Raw genomic sequence first — 22,236 nt, 5'->3', positions numbered from 1 at the left:
GGGTCGGCGGGCCCCGCCAGGCTCAGGCCGCGGCCGCGGTCCGGCGGCGCGCCGCGGTGATGCGGCGGCCGATGACGCCTTGCCGCGGGGCGAACAGATACACCAGCGTGAAGGCGACGCCCTGGACCATCACCACCATCCCGCCCGGCGCGGTGTCGAGGTGGTAGCTGATGTACAGGCCGATCACCGAGCAGAGCGCGGACACCGCGGGGGCGATCAGCAGCATGCGGCCGAAGCGATCGGTGAGCAGGTACGCCGTTGCTCCGGGAATGATCAGCATGGCCACCACCAGGATGACCCCGACCGCTTGGAGAGCGAGGACCGCGGTCAGGGCGAGCAGGGCGAGGAGCGCGGTGCCCAGGAGCCGGGGGCGCAGGCCGATGGCGTGGGCGTGGGTGGCGTCGAAGGCGTAGAGGGTGAAGTCGCGTCGCTTCAGGACGAGGGCGGTGAGGACGATGACGGCGAGGATGGCGATCTGGACGAGCTCGTCCCGGCTCACGCCGAGCAGGTTGCCGAAGATGATGTGGTTCAAGTCGGTTTGGCTCGGCGTCACCGAGACCAAGACCAGGCCGAAGGCGAACAGGGTGGTGAAGACGATGCCGATCGCCGCGTCTTCCTTGACCCGGCTGGTATCGCGGACGACACCGATCAATCCGACGGCGAGGAAGCCGAAGACGACCGCGCCCACGGCGAAGGGCGCACCGACGATATACGCGAGGACTACACCGGGCAGCACCGCGTGCGACACCGCATCGCCCATCAGCGACCAGCCGATCAGCACCAGCCAGCATGACAGTGTCGCGCACACCACGGCGGTGACGAGGGTGGTCGCCAGCGCCCGGACCATGAACTCGTAGCGCAGCGGATCCACGAAGAACTCGACGAGGGACATATCTCAACCCGCCTTCGGGAGTGAATCGCGTTCCAGCACATCGAGTCCGAAGGCCAGGGCCAGTTTCTCCGGGCGGAGAATCTCGTCGGTGTCGCCGTGCGCGAGCACCTTTCGCATGAGCAATACCGATTCGTCGGCGAGCTCCGGCAGGGCGTGCAGGTCGTGGGTGGACACCAGGATGGTGGCGCCGTCGGCGGCGAGTTCACGCAGCAGCGTGGTGATGGTGGCTTCGGAACGCTTGTCGACTCCGGCGAACGGTTCGTCGAGCAGGAGAATCGTTGCGCCCTGGGCGATTCCGCGCGCCACGAAGGCGCGCTTGCGCTGTCCGCCGGACAGTTGGCCGATCTGGCGGTCGGCCAGGTCGGTGAGTTCCACGCGTTCGAGGGCGTGTGCCACGGCCTCGCGGTCCGCGCGACGGGGGCGGCGGGTGAAACCCATCTGGCCGTAGCGTCCGGTCATCACCACATCGCGCACCGACAGCGGAAAGCTCCAGTCGACGGCCTCGCTCTGCGGCACATACCCGAGTTTTCCACCGCGCCGCGCGGCCGCCGGGTCGGCTCCGTCGATGCGCACCGTTCCCCGATCGGGACGCACCAGGCCCATGATCGTTTTGAACAGCGTCGACTTGCCGGAGCCGTTCATGCCGACGAGTCCGCACACGCGTCCCGGCTGCAAAGTCAGTTCGACACCGTCGAGCGCGAGCACTTCGCCGTAATGAACTGTGACATCGCGTATTTCGATACCCGGTGTCATGGCCGCGCTCCCGTCAACGCCGTGGTGATGGTCTTGGCGTCGTGCCTGATCAGATCCAGGTAGGTGGGCACCGGGCCGTTCGCCTCCGACAGCGAGTCCACGTAGAGCACGCCGCCGAACCGCGCACCGGTCGCCTCGACCACGCGTTGCATGGGCGCGTCCGAGACCGTCGACTCGCAGAACACGGCGGGCACCCGGTTGGCGCGGACGAAGTCGATGGCCGAGGTGATCTGCTGCGGTGTCGCCTGCTGTTCGGCATTGACGGCCCAGATGTACTTCTCGGTGAGCCCGGCGTCGCGGGCCAGGTAGGAGAACGCGCCCTCGCAGCTCACCAGCGCGCGCTCGTTGGGCGGCAGCGTGGCGAGGGTGGATACCAGTTCGTCGTGGATCTTCTGCAGTTCGGCCTGGTAAGCGGCGCCCGCGGCTTCGAACTCGGCGGAATGTTCCGGATCGAGTTCGCTGAACGCGCGAATCATATTGGCCACGTAGATCTTCACGTTCAGCGGCGACATCCACGCGTGCGGGTTCGGCTTGCCCTGATACGCGTCCTCGGTGATCGACATCGGCGTCACGCCGTCGCTGACGACCACGTGTTCGACGTCGATATCCTCGACGAACTGCGCGAACCAAGCCTCGAGGTTCATGCCGTTGTCGAGGATCAGATCGGCGGTCGACGCCCGCCGCACGTCGCCCGGAGTCGGCTCGTAGCCGTGAATCTCCGCGCCCACCTTCGTAATCGATTCGACGGTCAGATGCTCGCCCGCGACCTGCCGAGCGATATCGGCCAGCACGGTGAACGTGGTCAGCACCACCGGCTTCTCGTTCCGACTCCCGGACTCACCACAGGCGGTGAGCGCGGCGGCCATCGCGACCGTGCCGAGCATGGCGACTAGCGCGCGAGCGGGGGTGCGGAACAACGGGCGGGGCCAAACCTTCACAGCCCGAATGGTAAAGTTCGGCATACCTAAATTACAAGTTTGCGACGACCTAACAGTGGTTGATCTCACCCCGCTAGCGCGCGAGAGGGGCACGCGACAGGCCTCATCCCTCACCTTCGGATCGCGATCCTTGGCGGGGTGCGGCCGCCTCGGCAACCAGTATCACGAGAAAGACGTCGGTGAGCCCGAGGCCGCCGGCCTCGCGCTGTCCGGCGGCGAAGCCCGCCGGGTGGGGCGTGGGGGCTCCGCCCCCACAAACACGACGAAACGAGACAAGGCCCACGCCCTCCGTGGGCATGGGCCTCGCATCGAGTGAGGTGGGCGCAGAGGGGATCGAACCCCCGACCGCTGGTGTGTAAAACCAGTGCTCTACCGCTGAGCTATACGCCCGTCTGCCGCCGGGTTCCGGCGGCAACGGTCTATGAATCTAGCGCGGCGAGCGCTTTCTCCCAAGCCGCCTGGTCACGGGGCTCTCCGGGGCCGTTCATCTCGGAGAAACGGATGTATCCGTCGCGGTCGACGACGAAGGTGCCGCGGTTGGGGTAGCCGGACTTCTCGTTGAAGACGCCGTAGGCCTGGGCGATGGCGCCGTGCGGCCAGAAGTCGGAGAGCAGGGGGAAGGTGTAGCCCTGCTCGGCGGCCCAGATCTTGTGGGTGGGCGGCGGGCCGACGGAGATGGCGAGGATCTCGGCGTTGTCGTTCTGGAACTTGGGCAGCTCGTCGCGCACCTTGCACAGCTCGCCCTGGCAGATGCCGGTGAACGCGAGCGGATAGAACACGATCAGCACGTTCTTCTTGCCGCGGTACTCCGACAGCGTCACGTCCTGGTTGTTCTGGTCCCGCAGCGTGAAATCCGGCGCGAGGGTGCCCACCTCGAGCGGCATACGCGAATCCTCCATCGGTTCGGGTCTCCACCGGGCGGCGGTAACACCGCCCGGCGAAACCATAGCGAAAGGCTCAGCGCTGCTTCGACGGAGCCTTCGGCTGTACCAGTCTGCTGCCGATCCAGGCGCCGAGGCTGATCGCCGAAGTCTGGGTGAGACCGGCGGTCGGCGCTGCTTCGGCGATCTCGCTCGGGTCGACATGACCAGGCTGGCCGGTCTTGGGTGTGAGGACCCAGATGAACCCGTCGTCGGCCAGTGGGCTGATGACCTCCATCAGCTCGTCGGCCAGATCGCCGTCCCCGTCTCGCCACCACAGCAGTACAGCGTCGACGACCTCGTCGGAGTCCTCGTCGACCATCTCACTACCGCTGGCGTCCTCGACATCGGCCCTCAGGTCGTCGTCGGTATCCTCGTCCCAGCCCAGCTCCTGGACAACCAAGCCGTGTGTAATGCCAAGCTTCTGAGCGTAGTTCTGCGCGTCCGCCGCGGCGACCACGGTGGTGTCCTCCTCAACTCCCGACAGTAGATAGTTGCAAGCGAACATGGTTATCGGCTCGAGCGCAAGCCGATCGGCCGAAATGATCACCGAATGTCGCGTCGGACGCCGTGTCGTCAGCGTTTCGGGCACGCGTCGCGGACCGCGTTGCGCGCGTCGTTCACCCGCTTGCTCGCCTCGTTGAGCGCGCCGACGGGCGCGGTGTAGGTCATGGTGCGGGTCTCCGCGGCCAACGCGCGTGCGGCGGCGACGTATTCGTTGAATTTCGCGACCAGCTCCGGCGGCAGCGGCTCCGCGGCGGTGTTCACTCCGGTTTCCACCTTCGTCGCGGCGTCCTCGAGTGTTTGCGCGGCGGCGTCGCGCTTCGCGGCGTAGTCGGGCGCGTTGGCGTCGTGCGCGTCGACGAAGGCGTTGTAGCTCACCACGCCCGCGCCGGTGACGGTGGGGAACTGCGCGCAGTTGTCGGTGATCGCCTGGGTTTGCGCCGCCGCCCGCCGTGAGGAGGTGGCCGCGGCCGACGATGCCGCCGCCTCGGTTTTGTACGCGGCCAGCTCCGACGTGTTCGGATAGGCGTTTCCCGCTACCCGATCGGCGCAGCCCGAGACCGTCAATCCGGCTGCGACGGCAGCGGTCGCGCACACCAATCCGAACCCGCGTGGGTTCAGCAGCTTCATCGTCCTCCCCGCTCTCAGTCGTCCATCGGCGGTCATCGAAAAACAGGTGCTCAGGCGGCTGAGCGACGCCCGATTCCCGGCGCTTGCCGGGGCAACTGGGGAGTAACCAGTTTCCTGCAAACGGTACTGGATTTCCTGCTGACATGATGACCTGGGACGCATCCTCGGCAAGGATGGAGGGTGCGCCCGAACCTTACGTAACGGGTGGTCCGCCCACCACAGCGCGCCCGCCCGGGGAAACAGACGCCACAGCATGTCCACCCCTGTACGAGGAGCAGATTTGACCGACCTGATCGACTCTTCCATTTCAGCGAAATCCGCTGAAAACACCGCCGCCCCCGCTCCCGAAGCCGGACGCGAATCCAATGGTTCGCAGCCGCAGTCGGGTGGACGTGTGCGGGTGATCCGCGAAGGGGTGGCGTCCTACCTGCCTGACATCGATCCGGAGGAGACGAGCGAGTGGCTCGAGTCCTTCGACGAGATGCTCGATCGCGAGGGCCCGGGCCGGGCCCGCTATCTGATGTTGCGCCTGCTCGAGCGGGCCGGTGAACGCCGGATTGCCATCCCGTCGCTGACTTCCACCGACTATGTCAACACGATCCCCACCGAGAACGAGCCGTGGTTCCCCGGCGACGAGGAGGTGGAGCGGCGCTACCGGGCCTGGATTCGCTGGAACGCGGCGATCATGGTGCACCGCGCGCAGCGCCCCGGCATCGGCGTCGGCGGCCACATCTCGACCTACGCCTCCTCCGCGGCGCTCTACGAGGTGGGCTTCAACCACTTCTTCCGCGGCAAGAACCATGCCGGCGGCGGCGATCAGATCTTCATCCAGGGTCACGCCTCGCCCGGCATCTACGCGCGCGCCTTCCTGGAAGGCAGGCTCAGCACCGACCAGATGGACGGCTTCCGGCAGGAGTACAGCCACGGCGGCCTCGGCCACGGGCTGCCCTCCTACCCGCACCCGCGGCTGCTGAACAACTTCTGGGAATTCCCGACCGTGTCCATGGGTCTCGGCCCGATGAACGCCATCTACCAGGCGCGGTTCAACCACTACCTGAACGACCGCGGCATCAAGGACACCTCGGACCAGCACGTCTGGGCGTTCCTCGGCGACGGCGAGATGGACGAGCCGGAGTCGCGCGGCCTGGCGCACGTGGCCGCCATGGAGGGCCTGGACAACCTGACCTTCGTGGTGAACTGCAACCTGCAGCGCCTCGACGGTCCGGTGCGCGGAAACGGCAAGATCATCCAGGAGCTGGAGTCGTTCTTCCGCGGCGCGGGCTGGAACGTCATCAAGGTGATCTGGGGCCGCGAGTGGGACGCGCTGCTCGGCGCCGATCGCGACGGCGCGCTGGTGAACTTGATGAACACCACGCCCGACGGTGATTACCAGACCTATAAGGCCAACGACGGCGCGTATGTTCGCGACCACTTCTTCGGCCGCGACCCCCGCACAAAGGCGCTCGTGCAGAACATGTCCGATCAGGACATCTGGAATCTCAAGCGCGGCGGCCACGACTACCGCAAGGTGTATGCCGCCTACGCCGCCGCGATGGCGCACAAGGGTCAGCCGACGGTGATCCTGGCCAAGACCATCAAGGGCTACACCCTCGGCAAGCACTTCGAGGGCCGCAACGCCACGCACCAGATGAAGAAGCTGACGTTGCAGGACCTCAAGGACTTCCGCGATCTGCAGCGCATCCCGATCTCCGACGCCGAGCTGGAGAAGGATCCGTACCTGCCGCCGTACTACCACCCCGGCATGGAGGCACGCGAGATCCAGTACATGCTCGACCGACGCCAGGCGCTCGGCGGTTTCCTGCCCGAGCGGCGCAGCATGGCTAAGCCGCTGCAACTCCCGGGCGACGAGGCATACCGCTCGGTGCGCAAGGGCTCGGGCAAGCAGAACGTTGCCACCACGATGGCGCTGGTGCGCCTGATGAAGGAACTGTTGCGGGACAAGGAGATCGGCAAGCGAATTGTGCCGATCATTCCCGACGAGGCCCGTACGTTCGGTATGGACTCGTGGTTCCCTTCGTTGAAGATCTACAACCGCAACGGCCAGTTGTACACATCGGTCGACGCCGAATTGATGCTTGCTTACAAAGAGAGCACGATCGGGCAGATCCTGCACGAGGGCATCAACGAGGCCGGTTCGACGGCGTCGTTCACCGCGGCGGGCACGTCCTACGCGACGCACGGCGAGCCGATGATCCCGCTGTACATCTTCTACTCGATGTTCGGTTTCCAGCGCACCGGCGACGGACTGTGGGCGGCCTCGGATCAGCTCGCGCGCGGGTTCGTGCTCGGAGCAACCGCCGGGCGAACCACGCTGACCGGTGAGGGCCTGCAGCACAACGACGGCCACTCGTTGCTGCTCGCATCGACCAATCCCGCTGTGGTGACCTACGATCCGGCCTTCGCCTTCGAGATCGCTCACATCGTGCGCGACGGTCTGCGCCGGATGTACGGCGGCGGCGTCACACCGCCGCATCAGGCCGCGCTGCCGGGCACCGAGCCCATGGAGCGGCCGGACACCGACACCTTCGGCGGCGAGGACATCTTCTACTACATCACCCTCTACAACGAGCCGTACCAGCAGCCGGCCGAGCCGGACGACCTGGACGTCGCGGGCCTGCTCAAGGGTCTGTACCTGTACCGGCGCGGCGGCGAGGGCGACGTGCGCGCCCAGATCCTGGTCTCCGGTGTCACGGTGCCCGACGGCCTGCGCGCGCAGGCGCTGCTCGCCGAGGAGTGGGGTGTGCAGGCTGATGTCTGGTCGGTGACCTCGTGGGGTGAGCTCCGCAAGGAGGCGCTGGTCAAGGAGATCGCTGCGCTGCGCAAGCCGGGCGAGGACCCGGGCGTCCCGTACGTCACCGAGGCGCTGTCGCGGGCCGAAGGCCCGTACGTCGCCGCGACGGACTGGATGCGCGCCGTGCCCGATCAGGTGCGCAAGTGGGTGCCCGGCGATTTCACCACGCTCGGCACGGACGGGTTCGGCTTCTCCGACACCCGCCCCGCCGCGCGGCGTGTCTTCAATGTCGACGCGCAGTCGATCGCGGTCGCGGCACTGGCCGGTCTCGGCCGAACCGGCAAGATCGACCCGGCCAAGGCGGTCGAGGCCGCCGCGAAGTATCGGATCGATGACGTGGACGCCGCGCCGAAGGCGGCGGTGGGTTCGGACGAAGACCTGGCATAGCGGAATATTGGATCGTGGAACGTAAACCGCCGCGGCCCCGTCGGATCTCCGAAGGCTCCTCCGAGCACGAGGTGTATCTGCCTACCGGCGCGCTCTCTCCGAACCGGCAGAATCGCGACCCGCTCCCGGACACACTGCTCAAACGGGTGAAGCAGTTCTCGGGACGACTGTCCACCGAGGCGGTCGGGTCGATGCAGGATCGGTTGCCGTTCTTCGCCGATCTGGACGCCGCGCAGCGCGCGGGCGTCCAGATGCTGGTGCAGACCGCGGTGGTGAACTTCCTGGAATGGCTGCAGGATCCGGACAGCGACATCCGGTTCAGCCTGGACGCCTTCCAGGTGATCCCGCAGGATCTGGCGCGGCGGCTGACGCTGCGCCAGACCGTCGACATGGTCCGCGTGGCCATGGAGTTCTTCGAACAGTGGCTGCCCGCGCTCGCCCGCAACGACCGGCAGCTGGTCGCGCTCACCGAGGCGGTGCTGCGATACGGGCGCGAGCTCGGTTTCGCGGCCGCCTCGGTGTACGCCAGCGCCGCGGAATCGCGCGGCGCGTGGGACACCCGCCTCGAGGCGCTCGTGGTGGACGCGGTGGTGCGCGGCGATACCGGCCCGGACATGCTGTCCAGGGCCGCCACGTTGAACTGGGACGCCACCGCGCCCGCCACCGTCCTGGTCGGCACGCCGCCGGGGGAGCAGGGCGTCTCGTCCGTCGGTTCGGTGCACGCCATCGCGGCGCGGCACGGGCGGGCGGCGCTCGCGGTCGTGCAGGGCACCCGGTTGGTCATGGTGGTGAGCGGGCATCTCGGCGACGCCGGGTACGTCTCGCCATTCCTGGCCGACCTGCTCGCCGAGGTGTTCTCCGACGGTCCCGTGGTCATCGGGCCGACCACCCGCACGCTCGGCGCCGCGCACGCGAGCGCCGTCGAGGCGCTGGCGGGCATGGAGGCCGTGGTGGGCTGGCGGGGGGCGCCGCGGCCGGTGCACGCGGCCGAGTTGTTACCCGAACGCGCGTTGTTGGGTGATCGAGGTGCGATCGACGCGCTGAACGAGTATCTTGTCCTCCCGTTGGCCGCCGCTGGATCGGCGCTTGCCGACACCCTCGACGCCTATCTGGATTGCGGGGGAGCGGTCGAGACGTGTGCCCGTCAGCTGTACGTCCATCCAAATACGGTTCGCTACCGACTCAAACGGATCGCTGAAGTCACCGGGCGTGATCCCATGAATCCGAGGGACGCTTACGTGCTTCGTATCGCAGCAACGGTGGGTCGTTTGACACGAACACGTAACGAATCGTCAACACCGACCCCAGAGGCAACTCCGATTCCGATCGGTCACGAAGGGCTGTAACGCCGGAGGGCAGTCGGTCGATCGGGTCGGCCCACGTGGGATTTTGTGGGACCCCCACAAAAGGCGTCGGAAAGCTTCATTCGCGCCGACATCTCGTGCGGCGGGGCTCACAGTGTTTTCTTAGAGACGTGATCGCGTTGTTCGCCCCTGGACAGGGGTCCCAGACACCCGGCATGCTCGCGCCTTGGCTCGACCTTCCCGGCGCGAATGATCGCCTCGCCCAGTGGTCCAAGGCCTCCGGCCTGGACTTGGTTCGTCTCGGCACCACCGCGACGGCCGAGGAGATCGTCGACACCGCGGTGACCCAACCGCTGGTGGTCGCGGCAGCGCTGCTGGCCTATGCCGAAATCGACGAGGATTCGCTGCCGGCCGCTACGATCATCGCCGGACACTCGGTCGGCGAGTTCGCCGCAGCCGCTGTGGCCGGCGTGATCAGCCCGGACGAGGCCGTGAGCCTGGCCGCTATCCGCGGTGCGGAGATGGCCAAGGCGTGCGCGCTGGAGCCGACCGGAATGTCCGCGGTACTCGGCGGCGACGAAGCCGCCGTCCTCGAGCGACTCGCGGAACTGGACCTCGTTCCGGCCAACCGCAACGCGGTGGGCCAGATCGTGGCCGCGGGCAAGCTGGACGCCCTCGCGGAGCTCGCCGCGAACCCGCCGGAAAAGGCGCGGGTTCGGGCGCTGCCCGTGGCGGGCGCCTTCCACACCGCGTTCATGGCTCCGGCCCAGGACGCGGTCGCGGAGGCCATCGCCAAGATCACGCCGAACGATCCGGCCCGGGTGCTGCTGTCGAACTTCGACGGGCAGCCGGTGGCCTCGGGTCAGGACGCGATCGACAAGCTCGCCGCGCAGGTCACCCGACCCGTGCGCTGGGATCTGTGCACCGAGACCGTCCGGCAGGCGGGTGTCTCGGCGGTGGCGGAGTTGCCACCGGCCGGAACGTTGGTCGGCATCGCGAAACGAGAACTGAAGGGCACGCCGACACTGGCGCTGAAAACGCCCGAAGACCTCCCCGCGTTGGCCGAACTGACGACCTCCGGCTAGCTTTCTCCGCGACCGTGCATCGAAATAATGCGAGGTCGTGACCGAACCGACGGTAACTACCGGCGTGCTCGGCCCGAAAAACAAAAAGAACAAGCCCTACAAAGTAGAAGAAGGGAGCCACCAAGTGGCCGCTCTGACCCAGGAACAAATCGTCGAGGAACTCGGCAAGATCATCGAAGAGGTTACGGGTATCGAGCCCTCCGAGGTGACGATCGAGAAGTCCTTCGTCGATGACCTGGACATCGACTCGCTGTCCATGGTCGAAATCGCTGTGCAGACCGAGGACAAGTACGGTGTGAAGATCCCGGACGAGGATCTGGCCAGCTTGAAGACGGTCGGCGACGCTGTCGCCTACATCCAGAAGCTCGAGGCCGAGAACGCTGACGCGGCCGCGGAGCTCAAGGCCAAGTTCGACGCCGAGTAGGGCCGAAAAAGTGACCACTCCTTCCACCTTGAACGGGAACTTCCCCAACGTCGTCGTAACGAGCCTTGCGGCGACCACGTCGATCGCTGGCGACGTCGATGCGACGTGGAAGGGACTCCTCAACGGCGAGAGCGGCATCGACGTTCTCGAGGATTCCTTCATCGAGGAATACGACCTCCCGGTCCGCATCGGCGGCCACCTGAAGGTCAACCCCGACACCCTGCTGAGCAGGGTCGAGATCCGTCGCATGGCTTATGTCGAGCGCCTCGCGACCGTCCTCGGTCGCGAGGTGTGGAAGAACGCGGGCAGCCCGGAGGTCGATCCCGACCGTCTGGGTGTGGCGATCGGCACCGGTCTCGGTGGCGGCGACGCGCTCATCGACTCGGTCGACAAGCTGAAGAACGGCGGCTATCGCAAGATTTCGCCGCTCGCTGTTCAGATGGTCATGCCGAACGGCCCGTCGGCCTGCGTCGGACTCGAGCTGAAGGCCCGGGCAGGAGTGGTCACTCCGGTCTCGGCGTGCTCGTCCGGTTCGGAAGCCATCGCCAACGCGTGGCGGATGATCGTGATGGGTGACGCCGACATGGTCGTCACCGGCGGCGTCGAGGGTTTCATCGACTCGGTGCCGATCGCGGCGTTCTCCATGATGCGTGCGATGAGCACGCGCAACGACGACCCCAAGGGTGCGTCGCGTCCGTTCGACAAGGACCGCGATGGCTTCGTCTTCGGCGAGGCCGGTGCGCTGCTGACCCTCGAGACCGAGGAGCACGCCAAAGCGCGCGGTGCCACCATTCACGCCCGCCTGCTCGGCGCAGGCATCACCTCGGACGGCTTCCACCTGGTCGCCCCCGACCCCGAGGGCACCGGCGCCGCCCGCGCGATGACCCGCGCGATGCAGACCGCTGGCCTGTCCAAGCAGGACATCACCCACATCAACGCCCACGCCACCGCGACGCCGATCGGCGACACCGCGGAAGCGAACGCGATCAACAAGGCCGTCGGCAACCACCCGTCGGTGTACGCGCCCAAGTCGGCGCTCGGTCACTCGATCGGCGCCGTCGGCGCGCTCGAGTCCGTGCTGACCGTGCTCAGCATCCGGGACGGCATCGTCCCGCCGACGCTGAACCTGGAGAACCAGGACCCCGAGATCGACCTGGACGTGGTGCGGGGCGAAGCCCGCCGCCAGGAGATCGAGTACGCGATCAACAACTCGTTCGGTTTCGGTGGGCACAATGTCGCGCTCGCCTTCGGTCGCGCATAGCCGCACGACTGACTGCAACAACGAGCCCCGGTGGGGTCGGGCCAGTGAACTGGCTCGACCCCACCGGAGTTCGACATACGCAGCCGCGGTAGCGGCACTCTCTTGATTGAGGAGAAAACGCGATGACAATCATGGCACCCGCGTTTCAACCAGAAACTGCGACCGATCCGCGTGACCCGCTGGGCCGGCTCCAGCGTTTCTTCGATCCCGGCACCGTTCTTCCGCTACATCCGCGTGACAAGTCCGGAGTTCTCGCCGCCATCGGCGAGGTGGACGGCGTCCGCACCGTGGCCTACTGCTCCGACGCCACCGTCATGGGCGGCGCGATGGGCGTCGAGGGCTGCAAGCACATCGTCGACGCGATCGACACGGCCATCGACTCCGGTGTTCCCGTCGTCGGCCTCTGGCACTCCGGCGGCGCCCGGCTCGCCGAGGGCGTCGAGGCGCTGCACGCGGTCGGTCTGGTCTTCGAGGCCATGGTCCGCGCGTCCGGCCTGGTCCCGCAGATTTCGGTGGTGCTCGGCTTCGCCGCCGGTGGCGCCGCCTACGGTCCCGCCCTCACCGACATCGTGATCATGGCCCCCGAGGGCCGGGTCTTCGTCACCGGCCCCGACGTGGTGCGCAGCGTGACCGGCGAGCAGGTCGACATGGCCACCCTCGGCGGCCCGGAGACCCACGGCAAGAAGTCCGGCGTGTGCCACATCGTCGCCGACGACGAGGCCGATGCCATGCACCGCGCCCGCCGCCTGGTGTCGATGTTCGCCGAGCAGGGCGAGTTCGACCTCGGCGCCGCCGCGCACGGCGACGTCGACCTGAAGGCGATGCTGCCGGAGTCGGCCAAGCGGGCCTACGACGTCAAGCCGATCGTGCACGAACTGCTCGACAACGTCGACGGCGAATCCTCGTTCGAGGAACTGCAGGCCGGTTACGCGCGCAGCATGGTGGTCGGTCTCGGCCGTCTCGGCGGACGCACCGTCGGTGTGCTGGCCAACAACCCGCTGCGCCTCGGTGGCTGCCTGAACTCCGAGAGCGCCGAGAAGGCGGCCCGGTTCGTTCGGCTGTGCGACGCGTTCGGCATTCCGCTGATCGTCGTCACCGACGTGCCCGGCTACCTGCCCGGTGTCGGCCAGGAGTGGGAGGGCGTTGTGCGCCGTGGCGCGAAGCTGCTGCACGCCTTCGCCGAGGCCCGCGTCCCGCGCGTCACCTTGGTCACCCGCAAGATCTACGGCGGCGCCTACATCGCCATGAACGCCCGCTCGCTGGGCGCGACCGCGGTGTACGCCTGGCCGGGTTCCGAGGTGGCCGTGATGGGCGCCAAGGCCGCGGTCGGCATCCTGCACAAGAAGGCACTCGCCGCCGCGCCCGAGGAGGAGCGCGAGGCGCTGCACGAGCGGCTCACCGCCGAGCACGAGAAGATCGCGGGCGGCGTCGAGCGCGCCATCGCGATCGGCGTGGTGGACGAGGTCATCGACCCGGCCAAGACCCGCAGCATCATCGCCGCCGCGCTGGCCGCCGCGCCGGCGCGCAAGAGTCACCACAAGAACATCCCGCTGTGATGTGAGGACTCCGCATGGGCCCCGGGAATCATCCCGGGGCCCATGCTATTTCCGTCCGAAGGAGATCCGCCGTGCCGCAACGCTACGAGGTCAGCAAGGTGCACAGCTGCGAGTTCTGCGGCACCGAGGAGCAGATGCTCGGCTCCTGCGCCGAGGTTGCTGACGCGCGGTCGCTCGCCGAACAGGACGCGCGTCGGACACTGGAGTGGCGTCGTGTGGTCGAGGCGGAGCCGTGGCCGTTGCGCGCCGATCCGGAGGACGGGCAGTTCGAGTACGTCATCCATCGGCGCGAAGACGGGTGAGAGCGGATTGCGGTGCTGAGTAGCATCGAGGGGTGCGTTACGAGGATCTTGCCGACGAGCCGTGTTCCATCACGCGGCCGCTGGTGGTTCTCGGTGACCGGTGGACGCTGGTCATCCTCAAATACGCGTTCTCCGGGATTCGCCGGTTCAACGGCTTCCAGAGCGCGCTCGGCATTTCGCGCAGCAGGCTGCAGGACCGGCTGGACCGGTTGATCGAGCACGGCATCTTGGTGAAGCGACCGGCGGCGGTCGGCGCGCACGAGGAGTATCGGCTCACCCAGAAGGGGCACGACATCTACCCGATCCTGATGGCGATCCGGGATTGGGGCGATGCGTATATGGCGCCGGACGGGCCGCCGGTGCACTACCGTCATCGCGAATGCACCGGCGAGGCGCACGTCCGGCTCGAATGCGACGTCTGTGGAAGCGAGTTGACCGCCCGCGATGTCAGCCCCGAACCGGGTCGAGGGCTGACAGGGATCGACCGTCAGGTCGGCTGATTCGTTCGTGAGAAGTGTTGTCGCCGCGCGGATTCCGGTGATCAGTCGGTGAACCAGGCGGCGACCTGGTCGGTCTGTTCGCGGCTGGTGCGGAAGCCGTTCACCGGGTGGTCGGTGTCGGGGTAGCCGAAGGAGATGGCCGCCACCACGCGGCGGTTCTCGGTGAGCCCGAAATATTCGCGCAGGAAAGGCGCGTAGGAGGCGAGGGCCGCCTGCGGAGCTGCGCCGAGACCGAGGCTCTGGGCGGCGAGCAGGAACGCGCCGATGTAGAGGCCGCAGTCGACGGCGCCGTAGACGCCGAGATCGGCCTCGGTGCTGATGATCGCGACGTGCGGTGCGTCGAAGAGCTCGAAATTGCGCAGCGCTTGGCGCATGGTGCCCGCCTGGTCGCCCTTCACGATGCCGACGCTGTCGTAGAGTTGCAGCCCGCACTCGCGCCTGCGGTCCCGGTAGACCCCGGTGTACTGCGCGGGGAATTCGAAATCCGGTGCGGGAGCCGCGCTTTGAACGTGTTCGAGGAGTTCCTTGCGGAACCGATCGGTGGCCGCCCCCTCGGTGATGGCGACCTGCCACGGTTGGGTGTTGCACCAGGAGGGGGTGCGCTGAGCCGCGCGCAGCAGCGCCTCGATGGTCGGTCGCGGCACCTGGTCGGAGCGGAACTGCCTGCAGGTCCACCGCTCGTCGAGGATTCGGGTCAGGGTCGCGAACGCTTCGGTGGGCGCAGCGGTCGGGCTCATGGACCGGCCTCCTTCATTTGGTTCCATTTCGAGACTGAATGCTAGCCGCTACGGTCTCGTTTTGGAACCGGTAAACCCGTGCGGGCGAGGTTCCTGGAGTTGGCGAGACCTCGAAATTGGGGGCGGCCGAGGCTCGAGAGTTTGCCCGAAACAGGCGGTTTCGTCCATGCGAACTTGTAGTCTCCCGGCTGAAGTGAAATATGCATGCTCCTGATTTGAGAACGGAAAAGACCATGAAGCGTTGTCTCGCTGCCGCCCTCGCCGGCGGTGTGGTGCTACTCGGTGCGGCCGGCTGCGGCGGCGAGACGGAGACGCATGTCGACCAGGCCCCGGCGACCACCACCCCGGCGGCGACCAGCACCGTTCAGCAGAGCGCCCCGGCCCCCGCGCCGACGGCAGCGCCTGCTCCCGAAACGCAGGCCCCCGCACCGGAACCCGCGCCCGCCGCGGAACCCGCGCCCGCTCCGCACTTCCCGCAGCAGGCTCCGGTCCTCGCGCCTGCCCCCGTGCAGCAACCCGCCCCCGTGCCGCAATCCGCCCCGACCCTCACCGCGCCCGGCTTCGAACCCCGGGCGGGTTACTGACGGCGGCCCCGATGACAACTTCTCGAAACGGCCTTCGCCGTGGATTGTTCGGCGCAACCTTGCTCGCACTTGTGGTCGCGGTCGCGTCATCCGCCACCGCATATGGTGAGACCACAGCCGGGAGCGGTGGTGTCGCAGCACTGGATGGTGCCGCAGCGATGCGCGGTGGGACCGCACCCGCTGCGCCAGGCTCCGTAGGGACGGCTTCGATCGGAACCAGCGCAGGTGCGCCTGGCGGGGTGGTTCCCGATGTGGTCGAGTCCGCCGGAACCGCTCGCATGGTGGCCGATCCCGTCGCCGGGGACCACACCGCGGGCAAGTCGCTGGTGGTTCTCGGTGATTCCTTCACCGCCAACGGGTTTCGCTGGGACGCCAAATCCGAGGAGTGTCTGCGCGGGCCGAATGCGTGGCCGACTCAGTTGAGCGGGCTGATGGGGGTGGCGGGGACAGGGGAGTTCCTCGATGTTTCCTGTTCCGGTGCTTCGATCGATACCGGGCCTGGATACACGCTCTCGCACGAGGCGATCGCGGCGGACCAGCTGGGCGCTTTCGGGCCCGAGACCGAGTTGATCGCACTGCAATTCGGGCTCAACGACGAGTGGGGTGCGTCCGAGACCACCATGTGGACCTCGCTGTTGCCCTGCGTGTTCAACCTCGCCGACGGCTGCGGGTTGGAGGCCGCCGAGCAGGGCAGAATCACCGACTACCGGGGTGTGTCCGCTGCGCGCTACGCCGAACGGATGCGGGCGGTGATCGAGTATCTGCGCTACTTCGCCCCGGGGGCGCGCGTCGTGCTGGTCGGCTATCCGGAGTTGTTCCCCGCGGGCCAGGACACGGCGTGCGTGAACGTGCTCGGCATCGGCCAGTACGTGCAGCCTCGGGGCCGGGCGGTGGTCGAATACCTCGATCGCCTCGACGCAGCGCAGCGCGAAGCGGCCGGGCTGCTGGGCATCGAATTCTTCGATACCAGGGCGCTGACCGCCGGTCACGGGCTGTGCTCGGCCGATCCGTGGGTGAACGGTGCGCTCGACCCGCGCGCCGATCCGATCGGATTGCCGTTCCATCCGTCGGCGCACGGTGACGCGATGGTCGCGCGCGCGTTGTACGAACGGTTCGGCCGATGACCTCGAGCCCGGAGTCGCTGGTCGATACCGCCGGGAATCGCACTCGCCCAGGTATTTCGGGCGGTGCCGACGCGGCGCACACCCGCCCCGCCCTGCCCTCGCTGACCGGCGCGCGCTGGTGGGCGGCGTTCGCGGTGTTCCTGCTGCACGCCCTGGTATTCCTGCCGGTGTACCCGTTCCAGAAATCGGAGCTGTTCCGACATCTGCATCAGGTGATGCCCATGCAGCTCGGCGCGGCGGGCGTGACCTTCTTCTTCGTGCTGTCCGGGTTCATCATCTACTGGTCGTTCCGGCCAGGGAGCTCGGTGCGCCGGTTCTATTGGCGGCGGGTGCTGAAGATCTATCCCACGCACTTGGTGGCCGCGGTCGCGTTCGTTCTGGTGGCCGGCGTGCCGCTGACGCGGCCGGTGGTGTGGGCCCCGAATCTGGCGCTGGTGCACACCTGGGTGCCCAAGTGGTCGACGGTGGGCGGACTGAACGTGCCGTCCTGGTCGCTCGGCGCGGAAATGCTGTTCTATCTGTGCTTCCCCTTGGCGTTGCCGCTGGTGCGGCGGGTGCGTCCGGAGCGGGTGCTCTGGGTGATCGCCGGACTGCTGCTGGCGATCGTCGCGCTGCACACCGCCTACTTCCTCTGCGTGCCCGGCCCGAAAGGCATCGAGAACGCGTTCGCTCCGCGACTGGTGCCCGGCGACGCGTCCCCTTTCTTCGAGTTGCACGCCTCGCCCGCGTGGTTCGCGCAGCCGGATATCCCGGTGGCACAGTCGTATTGGCTCAGCTACATCTTCCCGCTCTCGCGGCTGCCCGAATTCTTCCTCGGTGTGCTGGCGGCGCGGTTGGTGCTCGAGGGCCGGTGGCGTAATACCCGGCTGACGCCGCCGCTGCTCGCGCTCGCGGTGGCCTACGCGGCCACCTGGATCGTGCCGGTGAACTACAAGATGTCGGCGCTGTTGCTGGCGCCGATGACCGCGGTGGTGGCGACGCTCGCCGCGCGGGATCTGGCCGGAATCCCCGGCCTCAACGCCTCGCCGCGGATGGTGTGGTTCGGCAATATCTCCTTCGCCTTCTATCTCATCCAGTTCCCGGTGATGGTGCTGGTGACGAGGCTGCTCATCGGCGGACACCGGTTCGGGCCGGTCGGCTGGCTCGGCTTCGCCGCACTGTGTCTGGTGCTCTCGACCGCGGCCGCAGCGGCCATCTACCACTGGGTCGACGCGCCGCTGATGCGCAGGTTCGCTGGGCGACACGCGGGCGAACGATCGCTGGCGACGCGCGCACCGGTTCCCGTCATCGGCACGCCCGCGCCGTCCTGACGAGGCACAATCCCACTCATGGGCTCGCACCCAGGGGACCGCAAACGCCATGGGCGGCACTACACCCCGCCCGCGCTGGCACGGTTCCTCGCGCAACGGTTGCTCGCGCACGCCCCGCGTCCCGGGCCGAACGGTGAGCTGCGCGTGCTCGACCCCGCGTGCGGCGACGGAGAACTTCTGCTCGCTCTGCACCGGGAAGCCACGGCCCTCCTGCCCGGCGTTCGCCTCCGGCTGACCGGGTACGACCTCGACGAGTGCGGGCTCGCCGCGGCGCGGAGGCGGGCGGCGGCCGAGCACGTCGACGTCGAATGGCGTGCGGGCGACTTTCTCGCCGACGCCGCGGACCTCGAGGACGGCTCCTTCGACGCGATCATCACCAACCCGCCCTACGTGCGCACCCAGCAGCTCGGCGGCGACACAGCACGGCTGCTCAGCAGGCAGTACGGGCTGCGCGGCCGCATCGATCTCACCCACCCGTTCGTCGCGGTGGCGCCGCGGTTGCTGACGCCGGGCGGCGCGCTCGGCCTGTTGTGCGCCAACCGCTTCCTGACGACCAAGGCGGGTGCGAACATTCGCGCCATCCTGGTCGGCGAACTGACTCCGGTCGAGCTGTACGACCTCGGCGACACCAAGCTGTTCGCGGCCGCGGTACTGCCCGCGGTCACCATCGCCACCCGAGGCGGTCACGGCGCGGGATGCCGCCACGTCTCGGTCTACGAGGTGCGGATCGATGAATCACCTTGCTCCGAACATCTTTTCGACGCGCTGTTAGCGGATTCCGGTTCCCTCGTCCGGCACAACGGGCGGATCTTCGCCGTCGAGGTCGGCACCCTCTCGACGGGCGTGCCGCCGAGCCCCAACCGCCCGCCCGCGAGCGCCGCCGAGCCCGCCCCCGACCGGAGCGAGACCGGCGGTACGTCGAGTGGGCGTACCCGAGCCGACTCCAGCGACGGGCACAGATATGGCGGGCGGGGTACGTCGAGTTGGCGCCGCCCGGCGGAGTCCGGGGACGGCCGCGCGCACGTCGAAAGCGGGGTTGGTGGTACGTCGGGTGGGCGCAGCGGAGTGGAGTCGGGCGGCGACCATGAGCTTGGAGAAAGTGAGTCTGGCGGTACGTCGACTGGGCGTAGCCGGGCGGAGTCCGTGGACGGTCACACGCACGGCGGGAGCGGGCTTAGTGGTACGTCGGATGGGCGCACCCGGGCGGAGTCCGTCGGCGGTCACGGGCAGGGCGGGAGTGGGGTTGTTGGTCCGTCGAGTGGGCGCAGCCCGGTGGGGTCCGGGGACGGCCGCGCGCGTGGCGGAAGCGAGGTTGGCGGTCTGTCGAGTGGGCGCGGTCGAGCGGAGTCGGGCGGTGACCATGAGCTTGGCGGGGGCGAGGCAGGCGGTACCTGGAGTGAGCGCAGTCGGGCGGAGTCCAGCGACGGCCACGCGCGTGGCGGGAGGGAGGCAGGCAGTACGTGGAGTGGACACAGCCCGGCAGAGTCCGACGACGGCCACGCGCGTGGCGGGAGGGAGGCAGGCGGTACGTCGAGTGGACACAGCCCGGCGGAGTCCAGCGACGGCCACGCGCAGGGCGGGAGTGAGGCAGACAGTGCCTCGACTCGACACAGCCCGGCGGAGCCCGACGACAGCCCCGCGCACAACCGGAGCGCTGGCGCGGGTATGCACCCCGCGTGGCGGATGTCGCGACCGAGCCTGGACGCCTGGCTCGATCGCGTCGGCGCGAGGACCTGGCGGAGTTTCGGTGAGGTGGCTCGCATCAGGGTGGGCATCAAGACGACCGCCGATCGGGTGTTCATCTCCGATCGCTGGGCCCAGGTGCGCCCGCGTCCGGAGCCGGAGTTGCTGTTGGAGCTGATCACCCACCACGATCTGGCGCCGTGGCGGATCGAGCGGGCCGCCGACACCAGGGTGCTCTACCCCTACGACACCGCCGAGCCTCGCCGGGTTCCGGTGGACCTGCGCGAATTCCCCCGCGCCGCAGCGTATTTGCGCCGCCACCGGACGACGCTCGCCGGGCGTAAGTACCTCACCGAGAGCGGACGCGAGTGGTTCGAGATCTGGGTGCCGCAGCGGCCGAATCTGTGGCGGGTGCCGAAACTGGTGTTCCCCGATATCAGCGAACGGCCGCGTTTCGCGCTGGACCGATCGGGTGCGGTGGTGAACGGCGACTGCTACTGGATCTCGCTGGACGATCTCGGCGGCGCCGAGCGGGCGCCGCTGCTGGCGAATCTTCTGATGGGCGTGGCCAATTCGTCGCTCGGTCTGCGCTATTACGACGCGGTGTGCGGCAACCGCCTGTACTCGGGCCGGCGGCGGTGGATCACCCAGTACGTGTCCCGGCTGCCGCTGCCCGATCCGGATCGCCCGGCCTCCGCGGCGATCGCGGCGCTGGTGGCCGACCTGGTCGACGGTGACCGCGCGCCCGACGACGCCGCGCGGCACCGGCTCGACGAACTGGTGGACGCGGCGTTCGGGCTCGGCTCACGCGGAAGCGCGGACACCGACCATCGGCAGCAGGGTGCGCCGGGCGAACGCGCGACCGGCCTCGGCGTCGCCGAGCGGGATGAGCCCGTCGGGGGTGAGCGCGAGGGAGAGCGCGAGCCGGGCCATGATCTCGGCGACCAGATCGGCGTCGAAGTCGGCGTCCCCGGCTCGTAGTTCACGCAGCTTGTCCGCCAGGTAGCCGCGGCCGACCGCGAGGACCGGACCGCCCTCGGTGGTGAGCCGGGGCAGGATCAGATCGGGCTCGGTGCGCAGCAGCCTGCGCAGCAGTTCGTTGCCCGCGATGGCCGTGATGAAGGCGACGAAGATCTCCACCAGCTGGTTCTCGGTGCCATCGACGGTCTGCACCCGCTTGTCGATCTCGGCGACGAAGCGCTGCGCCTCCCGCACGCTCACGGCCTCGACCAGGTCGTTCTTGGATTCGTAGCGCCGGTAGAGCGTCGCGGGACTGATGCCTGCCCGCCGCGCGATCTCGCCCATGCTGGTGCGCTTGATCCCGAAGTCCAGGAACGCCGAGAGGGCGCTCTCCAGGAGTTTCTCGCCGTCGGAGACGGGCTTGTCGAGAATGCGCTGGAGCATGGACGGGACGGTGGGCATCGGATCTCCAGTCGTTGGCGCGGAAGCCGGTGCGCAGCGGCACCGCGACGGTGCGGGTGATGGGCGTTCATTATCTCACCTGCGCGCGGGCATTCGGTCGGAGATCTCGGAAGCTGTGGGATAGCGCCGCATGAAAGCTCTCACTCTGTCGGCACGCTCGTGCGGTGCGGTCCGGCTCGGATGACGAGGTGCGGCGGGCGGAGCGGAACCGGTAACCGATCTTTCCGGGGCGGCGCCGTCGTGGCTAACCTGGTCAGGTGCCCGACTCGGGCGTTGGGGTGAAAGGGGTTGGACCGTGGGGTATTTCGCCGATCGGGTGGTGGTCGTCACCGGAGCTGGTTCGGGGATCGGGCGAGAACTGGCGCTGGCGCTGGCCCATCGCGGCGCGCGGCTCGCGCTCTCGGACAAATCCGACCACGCCGTGGCGACGACGGGAAAGCTCTGTGCCGCGGTCGGCTTCACGCCGACGGTGACCGTCCTCGACGTCACCGATCGGGACGCGGTGCTTGCCTATGCCGAACGGACCGCCGCGCGCTACGGGCGGGTGGAGGCGCTGTTCAACAACGCGGGGATCCTGCACGTCGGCGGGGTCGCGGAATCCCCGTTCGAGCACTTCGAGCAGGTCATGGACGTCGACTTCTGGGGAGTCGTCAACGGCACCAAAGCCTTTCTGCCGCACCTGCGGGCGGCCGAGCGCGCCAACGTGGTCAATGTGTCCTCGGCGTTCGGCTTGGTCGCGGTGGCCGGGCACGGACCGTACAACTCGGCCAAGTTCGCGGTGCGCGGCTTCACCGAATCGCTGCGTCAGGACATGCGCGCCGCGGGCGGCCGGGTTCGGGTGACCGGCGTCTATCCCGGCGGCGTTCTCACCACCATCGCGCGCACGGCGCAGTTCGCGCCCGGCATCGATGGCGCGGCGGTGGCCAGGCGATTCGAGGACCAGGTCGCGCGCACCAGCCCCGAGGCCGCGGCGCGCACCATCCTGCGCGGTGCGGCGCGCGGAGACGCGAAGGTGCTCGTCGGACTCGATGCGCTGCTGGTCGATCTGGTGACCCGGTACGCCGGGTCGTATCACGAACGCGTGCTCGACCTCGTCATGCGCTGAGAC

Annotated in this window: 20 protein-coding genes, 1 tRNA gene and 1 pseudogene; 13 read left to right on the top strand and 9 right to left on the bottom strand. The window is 68.2% G+C overall.

Annotated elements, in window-relative coordinates; genetic code table 11:
• Positions 1-22: 22 nt before the first annotated feature.
• The 7 genes from NX1_RS11200 to NX1_RS11170 form a co-directional block, all read right to left on the bottom strand.
• Positions 23-892, bottom strand: a complete 870-nt coding sequence (locus tag NX1_RS11200; RefSeq protein ID WP_068057372.1) for a metal ABC transporter permease — start codon at positions 890-892, stop codon at positions 23-25.
• A gap of 3 nt (positions 893-895) precedes the next feature.
• The gene (locus NX1_RS11195) at positions 896-1,645 is read right to left on the bottom strand and encodes a metal ABC transporter ATP-binding protein (protein ID WP_068057370.1); all 750 of its coding nucleotides are present in this window, start codon (positions 1,643-1,645) and stop codon (positions 896-898) included.
• Positions 1,642-2,511, bottom strand: coding sequence for a metal ABC transporter substrate-binding protein (locus NX1_RS11190; RefSeq protein WP_305778610.1), 870 nt, complete (start codon positions 2,509-2,511; stop codon positions 1,642-1,644). The genes NX1_RS11195 and NX1_RS11190 overlap by 4 nt, the downstream gene beginning before the upstream one ends.
• A 390-nt stretch (positions 2,512-2,901) precedes the next feature.
• Positions 2,902-2,973: transfer RNA gene (locus NX1_RS11185), tRNA-Val, on the bottom strand.
• A gap of 29 nt (positions 2,974-3,002) precedes the next feature.
• Positions 3,003-3,467: a peroxiredoxin gene (locus NX1_RS11180; RefSeq protein ID WP_068057366.1), complete on the bottom strand. Its 465-nt coding sequence runs from the start codon at positions 3,465-3,467 to the stop codon at positions 3,003-3,005.
• A gap of 73 nt (positions 3,468-3,540) precedes the next feature.
• A complete protein-coding gene (locus NX1_RS11175) occupies positions 3,541-3,963 on the bottom strand; it encodes a DUF3052 domain-containing protein (RefSeq protein WP_068057435.1) in 423 nt (140 codons plus the stop codon).
• A 116-nt stretch (positions 3,964-4,079) separates the two neighbouring features.
• Positions 4,080-4,637 carry an Rv2240c family protein gene (locus NX1_RS11170; protein WP_068057364.1) on the bottom strand — a complete coding sequence of 186 codons (558 nt, stop codon included), beginning with the start codon at positions 4,635-4,637 and terminating at the stop codon, positions 4,080-4,082.
• Between the two features lie 280 nt (positions 4,638-4,917).
• On the opposite strand from NX1_RS11170, the gene aceE reads away from it, so the two are divergent.
• From aceE to NX1_RS11130, 8 genes are all read left to right on the top strand, one after another.
• Positions 4,918-7,836: a pyruvate dehydrogenase (acetyl-transferring), homodimeric type gene (aceE, locus tag NX1_RS11165; RefSeq protein ID WP_068057362.1), complete on the top strand. Its 2,919-nt coding sequence runs from the start codon at positions 4,918-4,920 to the stop codon at positions 7,834-7,836.
• A 44-nt stretch (positions 7,837-7,880) separates the two neighbouring features.
• Positions 7,881-9,182, top strand: coding sequence for a PucR family transcriptional regulator (locus tag NX1_RS11160; protein WP_373864875.1), 1,302 nt, complete (start codon positions 7,881-7,883; stop codon positions 9,180-9,182).
• A gap of 128 nt (positions 9,183-9,310) precedes the next feature.
• The gene (locus NX1_RS11155; RefSeq protein WP_068057357.1) at positions 9,311-10,225 is read left to right on the top strand and encodes an ACP S-malonyltransferase; all 915 of its coding nucleotides are present in this window, start codon (positions 9,311-9,313) and stop codon (positions 10,223-10,225) included.
• A gap of 124 nt (positions 10,226-10,349) precedes the next feature.
• Entirely contained in the window at positions 10,350-10,649 is a 300-nt protein-coding gene (gene acpM, locus NX1_RS11150) for a meromycolate extension acyl carrier protein AcpM (RefSeq protein WP_014982996.1), read from the top strand.
• A gap of 10 nt (positions 10,650-10,659) precedes the next feature.
• Positions 10,660-11,910: a KasA/KasB family beta-ketoacyl-ACP synthase gene (locus tag NX1_RS11145; protein WP_068057354.1), complete on the top strand. Its 1,251-nt coding sequence runs from the start codon at positions 10,660-10,662 to the stop codon at positions 11,908-11,910.
• A 122-nt stretch (positions 11,911-12,032) separates the two neighbouring features.
• On the top strand, positions 12,033-13,466 hold the full coding sequence (locus NX1_RS11140) for an acyl-CoA carboxylase subunit beta (RefSeq protein WP_068057352.1): 1,434 nt from the start codon (positions 12,033-12,035) through the stop codon (positions 13,464-13,466).
• A gap of 71 nt (positions 13,467-13,537) precedes the next feature.
• A complete protein-coding gene (locus NX1_RS11135; RefSeq protein ID WP_068057350.1) occupies positions 13,538-13,768 on the top strand; it encodes a hypothetical protein in 231 nt (76 codons plus the stop codon).
• A gap of 32 nt (positions 13,769-13,800) precedes the next feature.
• A complete protein-coding gene (locus NX1_RS11130; protein WP_068057348.1) occupies positions 13,801-14,268 on the top strand; it encodes a winged helix-turn-helix transcriptional regulator in 468 nt (155 codons plus the stop codon).
• Between the two features lie 41 nt (positions 14,269-14,309).
• Here the strand turns inward: NX1_RS11130 and NX1_RS11125 are convergent, their stop codons facing one another.
• Positions 14,310-15,005, bottom strand: a complete 696-nt coding sequence (locus NX1_RS11125; RefSeq protein WP_068057346.1) for a nitroreductase — start codon at positions 15,003-15,005, stop codon at positions 14,310-14,312.
• A gap of 233 nt (positions 15,006-15,238) precedes the next feature.
• Between NX1_RS11125 and NX1_RS11120 the strand changes: the two genes are divergently transcribed.
• From NX1_RS11120 to NX1_RS38690, 4 genes and pseudogenes are all read left to right on the top strand, one after another.
• Positions 15,239-15,589 (top strand): hypothetical protein, encoded by a 351-nt coding sequence (locus tag NX1_RS11120; RefSeq protein WP_068057344.1) that lies wholly within the window; start codon positions 15,239-15,241, stop codon positions 15,587-15,589.
• Between the two features lie 251 nt (positions 15,590-15,840).
• On the top strand, positions 15,841-16,713 hold the full coding sequence (locus NX1_RS11115; RefSeq protein WP_169812217.1) for an SGNH/GDSL hydrolase family protein: 873 nt from the start codon (positions 15,841-15,843) through the stop codon (positions 16,711-16,713).
• Positions 16,710-18,023 (top strand): acyltransferase family protein, encoded by a 1,314-nt coding sequence (locus NX1_RS11110; RefSeq protein WP_084501325.1) that lies wholly within the window; start codon positions 16,710-16,712, stop codon positions 18,021-18,023. The genes NX1_RS11115 and NX1_RS11110 overlap by 4 nt, the downstream gene beginning before the upstream one ends.
• 18 nt (positions 18,024-18,041) lie before the next feature.
• A pseudogene (locus NX1_RS38690) lies at positions 18,042-18,602 on the top strand (Eco57I restriction-modification methylase domain-containing protein); the annotation flags it as partial.
• A gap of 1,908 nt (positions 18,603-20,510) precedes the next feature.
• Here NX1_RS38690 and NX1_RS38685 read toward each other — a convergent pair.
• Entirely contained in the window at positions 20,511-21,128 is a 618-nt protein-coding gene (locus NX1_RS38685) for a TetR/AcrR family transcriptional regulator (protein ID WP_068057340.1), read from the bottom strand.
• 295 nt (positions 21,129-21,423) lie between these two features.
• Here NX1_RS38685 and NX1_RS11095 point away from each other — a divergent pair, with 295 nt between their 5' ends.
• The gene (locus NX1_RS11095) at positions 21,424-22,233 is read left to right on the top strand and encodes an SDR family NAD(P)-dependent oxidoreductase (RefSeq protein WP_068057338.1); all 810 of its coding nucleotides are present in this window, start codon (positions 21,424-21,426) and stop codon (positions 22,231-22,233) included.
• Positions 22,234-22,236 lie beyond the last annotated feature (3 nt).

It is taken from the genome of Nocardia xishanensis NBRC 101358, from assembly GCF_001613365.1.
Lineage (GTDB): Bacteria > Actinomycetota > Actinomycetes > Mycobacteriales > Mycobacteriaceae > Nocardia > Nocardia xishanensis.
Note: the sequence above shows the minus strand (reverse complement) of the source record. Positions and strands in the feature narration are given on the sequence as shown.

Bases quoted from the DNA above. Each gene is read 5' to 3' on its own strand.
- NX1_RS11200 (WP_068057372.1), bottom strand. From the start codon at position 892: ATGTCCCTCGTCGAGTTCTTCGTGGATCCGCTGCGCTACGAGTTCATG.
- NX1_RS11195 (WP_068057370.1), bottom strand. From the start codon at position 1,645: ATGACACCGGGTATCGAAATACGCGATGTCACAGTTCATTACGGCGAA.
- NX1_RS11190 (WP_305778610.1), bottom strand. From the start codon at position 2,511: ATGGCCGCCGCGCTCACCGCCTGTGGTGAGTCCGGGAGTCGGAACGAG.
- NX1_RS11180 (WP_068057366.1), bottom strand. From the start codon at position 3,467: ATGCCGCTCGAGGTGGGCACCCTCGCGCCGGATTTCACGCTGCGGGAC.
- NX1_RS11170 (WP_068057364.1), bottom strand. From the start codon at position 4,637: ATGAAGCTGCTGAACCCACGCGGGTTCGGATTGGTGTGCGCGACCGCT.
- NX1_RS11140 (WP_068057352.1), top strand. From the start codon at position 12,033: ATGACAATCATGGCACCCGCGTTTCAACCAGAAACTGCGACCGATCCG.
- NX1_RS11125 (WP_068057346.1), bottom strand. From the start codon at position 15,005: ATGAGCCCGACCGCTGCGCCCACCGAAGCGTTCGCGACCCTGACCCGA.
- NX1_RS11120 (WP_068057344.1), top strand. From the start codon at position 15,239: ATGAAGCGTTGTCTCGCTGCCGCCCTCGCCGGCGGTGTGGTGCTACTC.
- NX1_RS11110 (WP_084501325.1), top strand. From the start codon at position 16,710: ATGACCTCGAGCCCGGAGTCGCTGGTCGATACCGCCGGGAATCGCACT.
- NX1_RS38685 (WP_068057340.1), bottom strand. From the start codon at position 21,128: ATGCCCACCGTCCCGTCCATGCTCCAGCGCATTCTCGACAAGCCCGTC.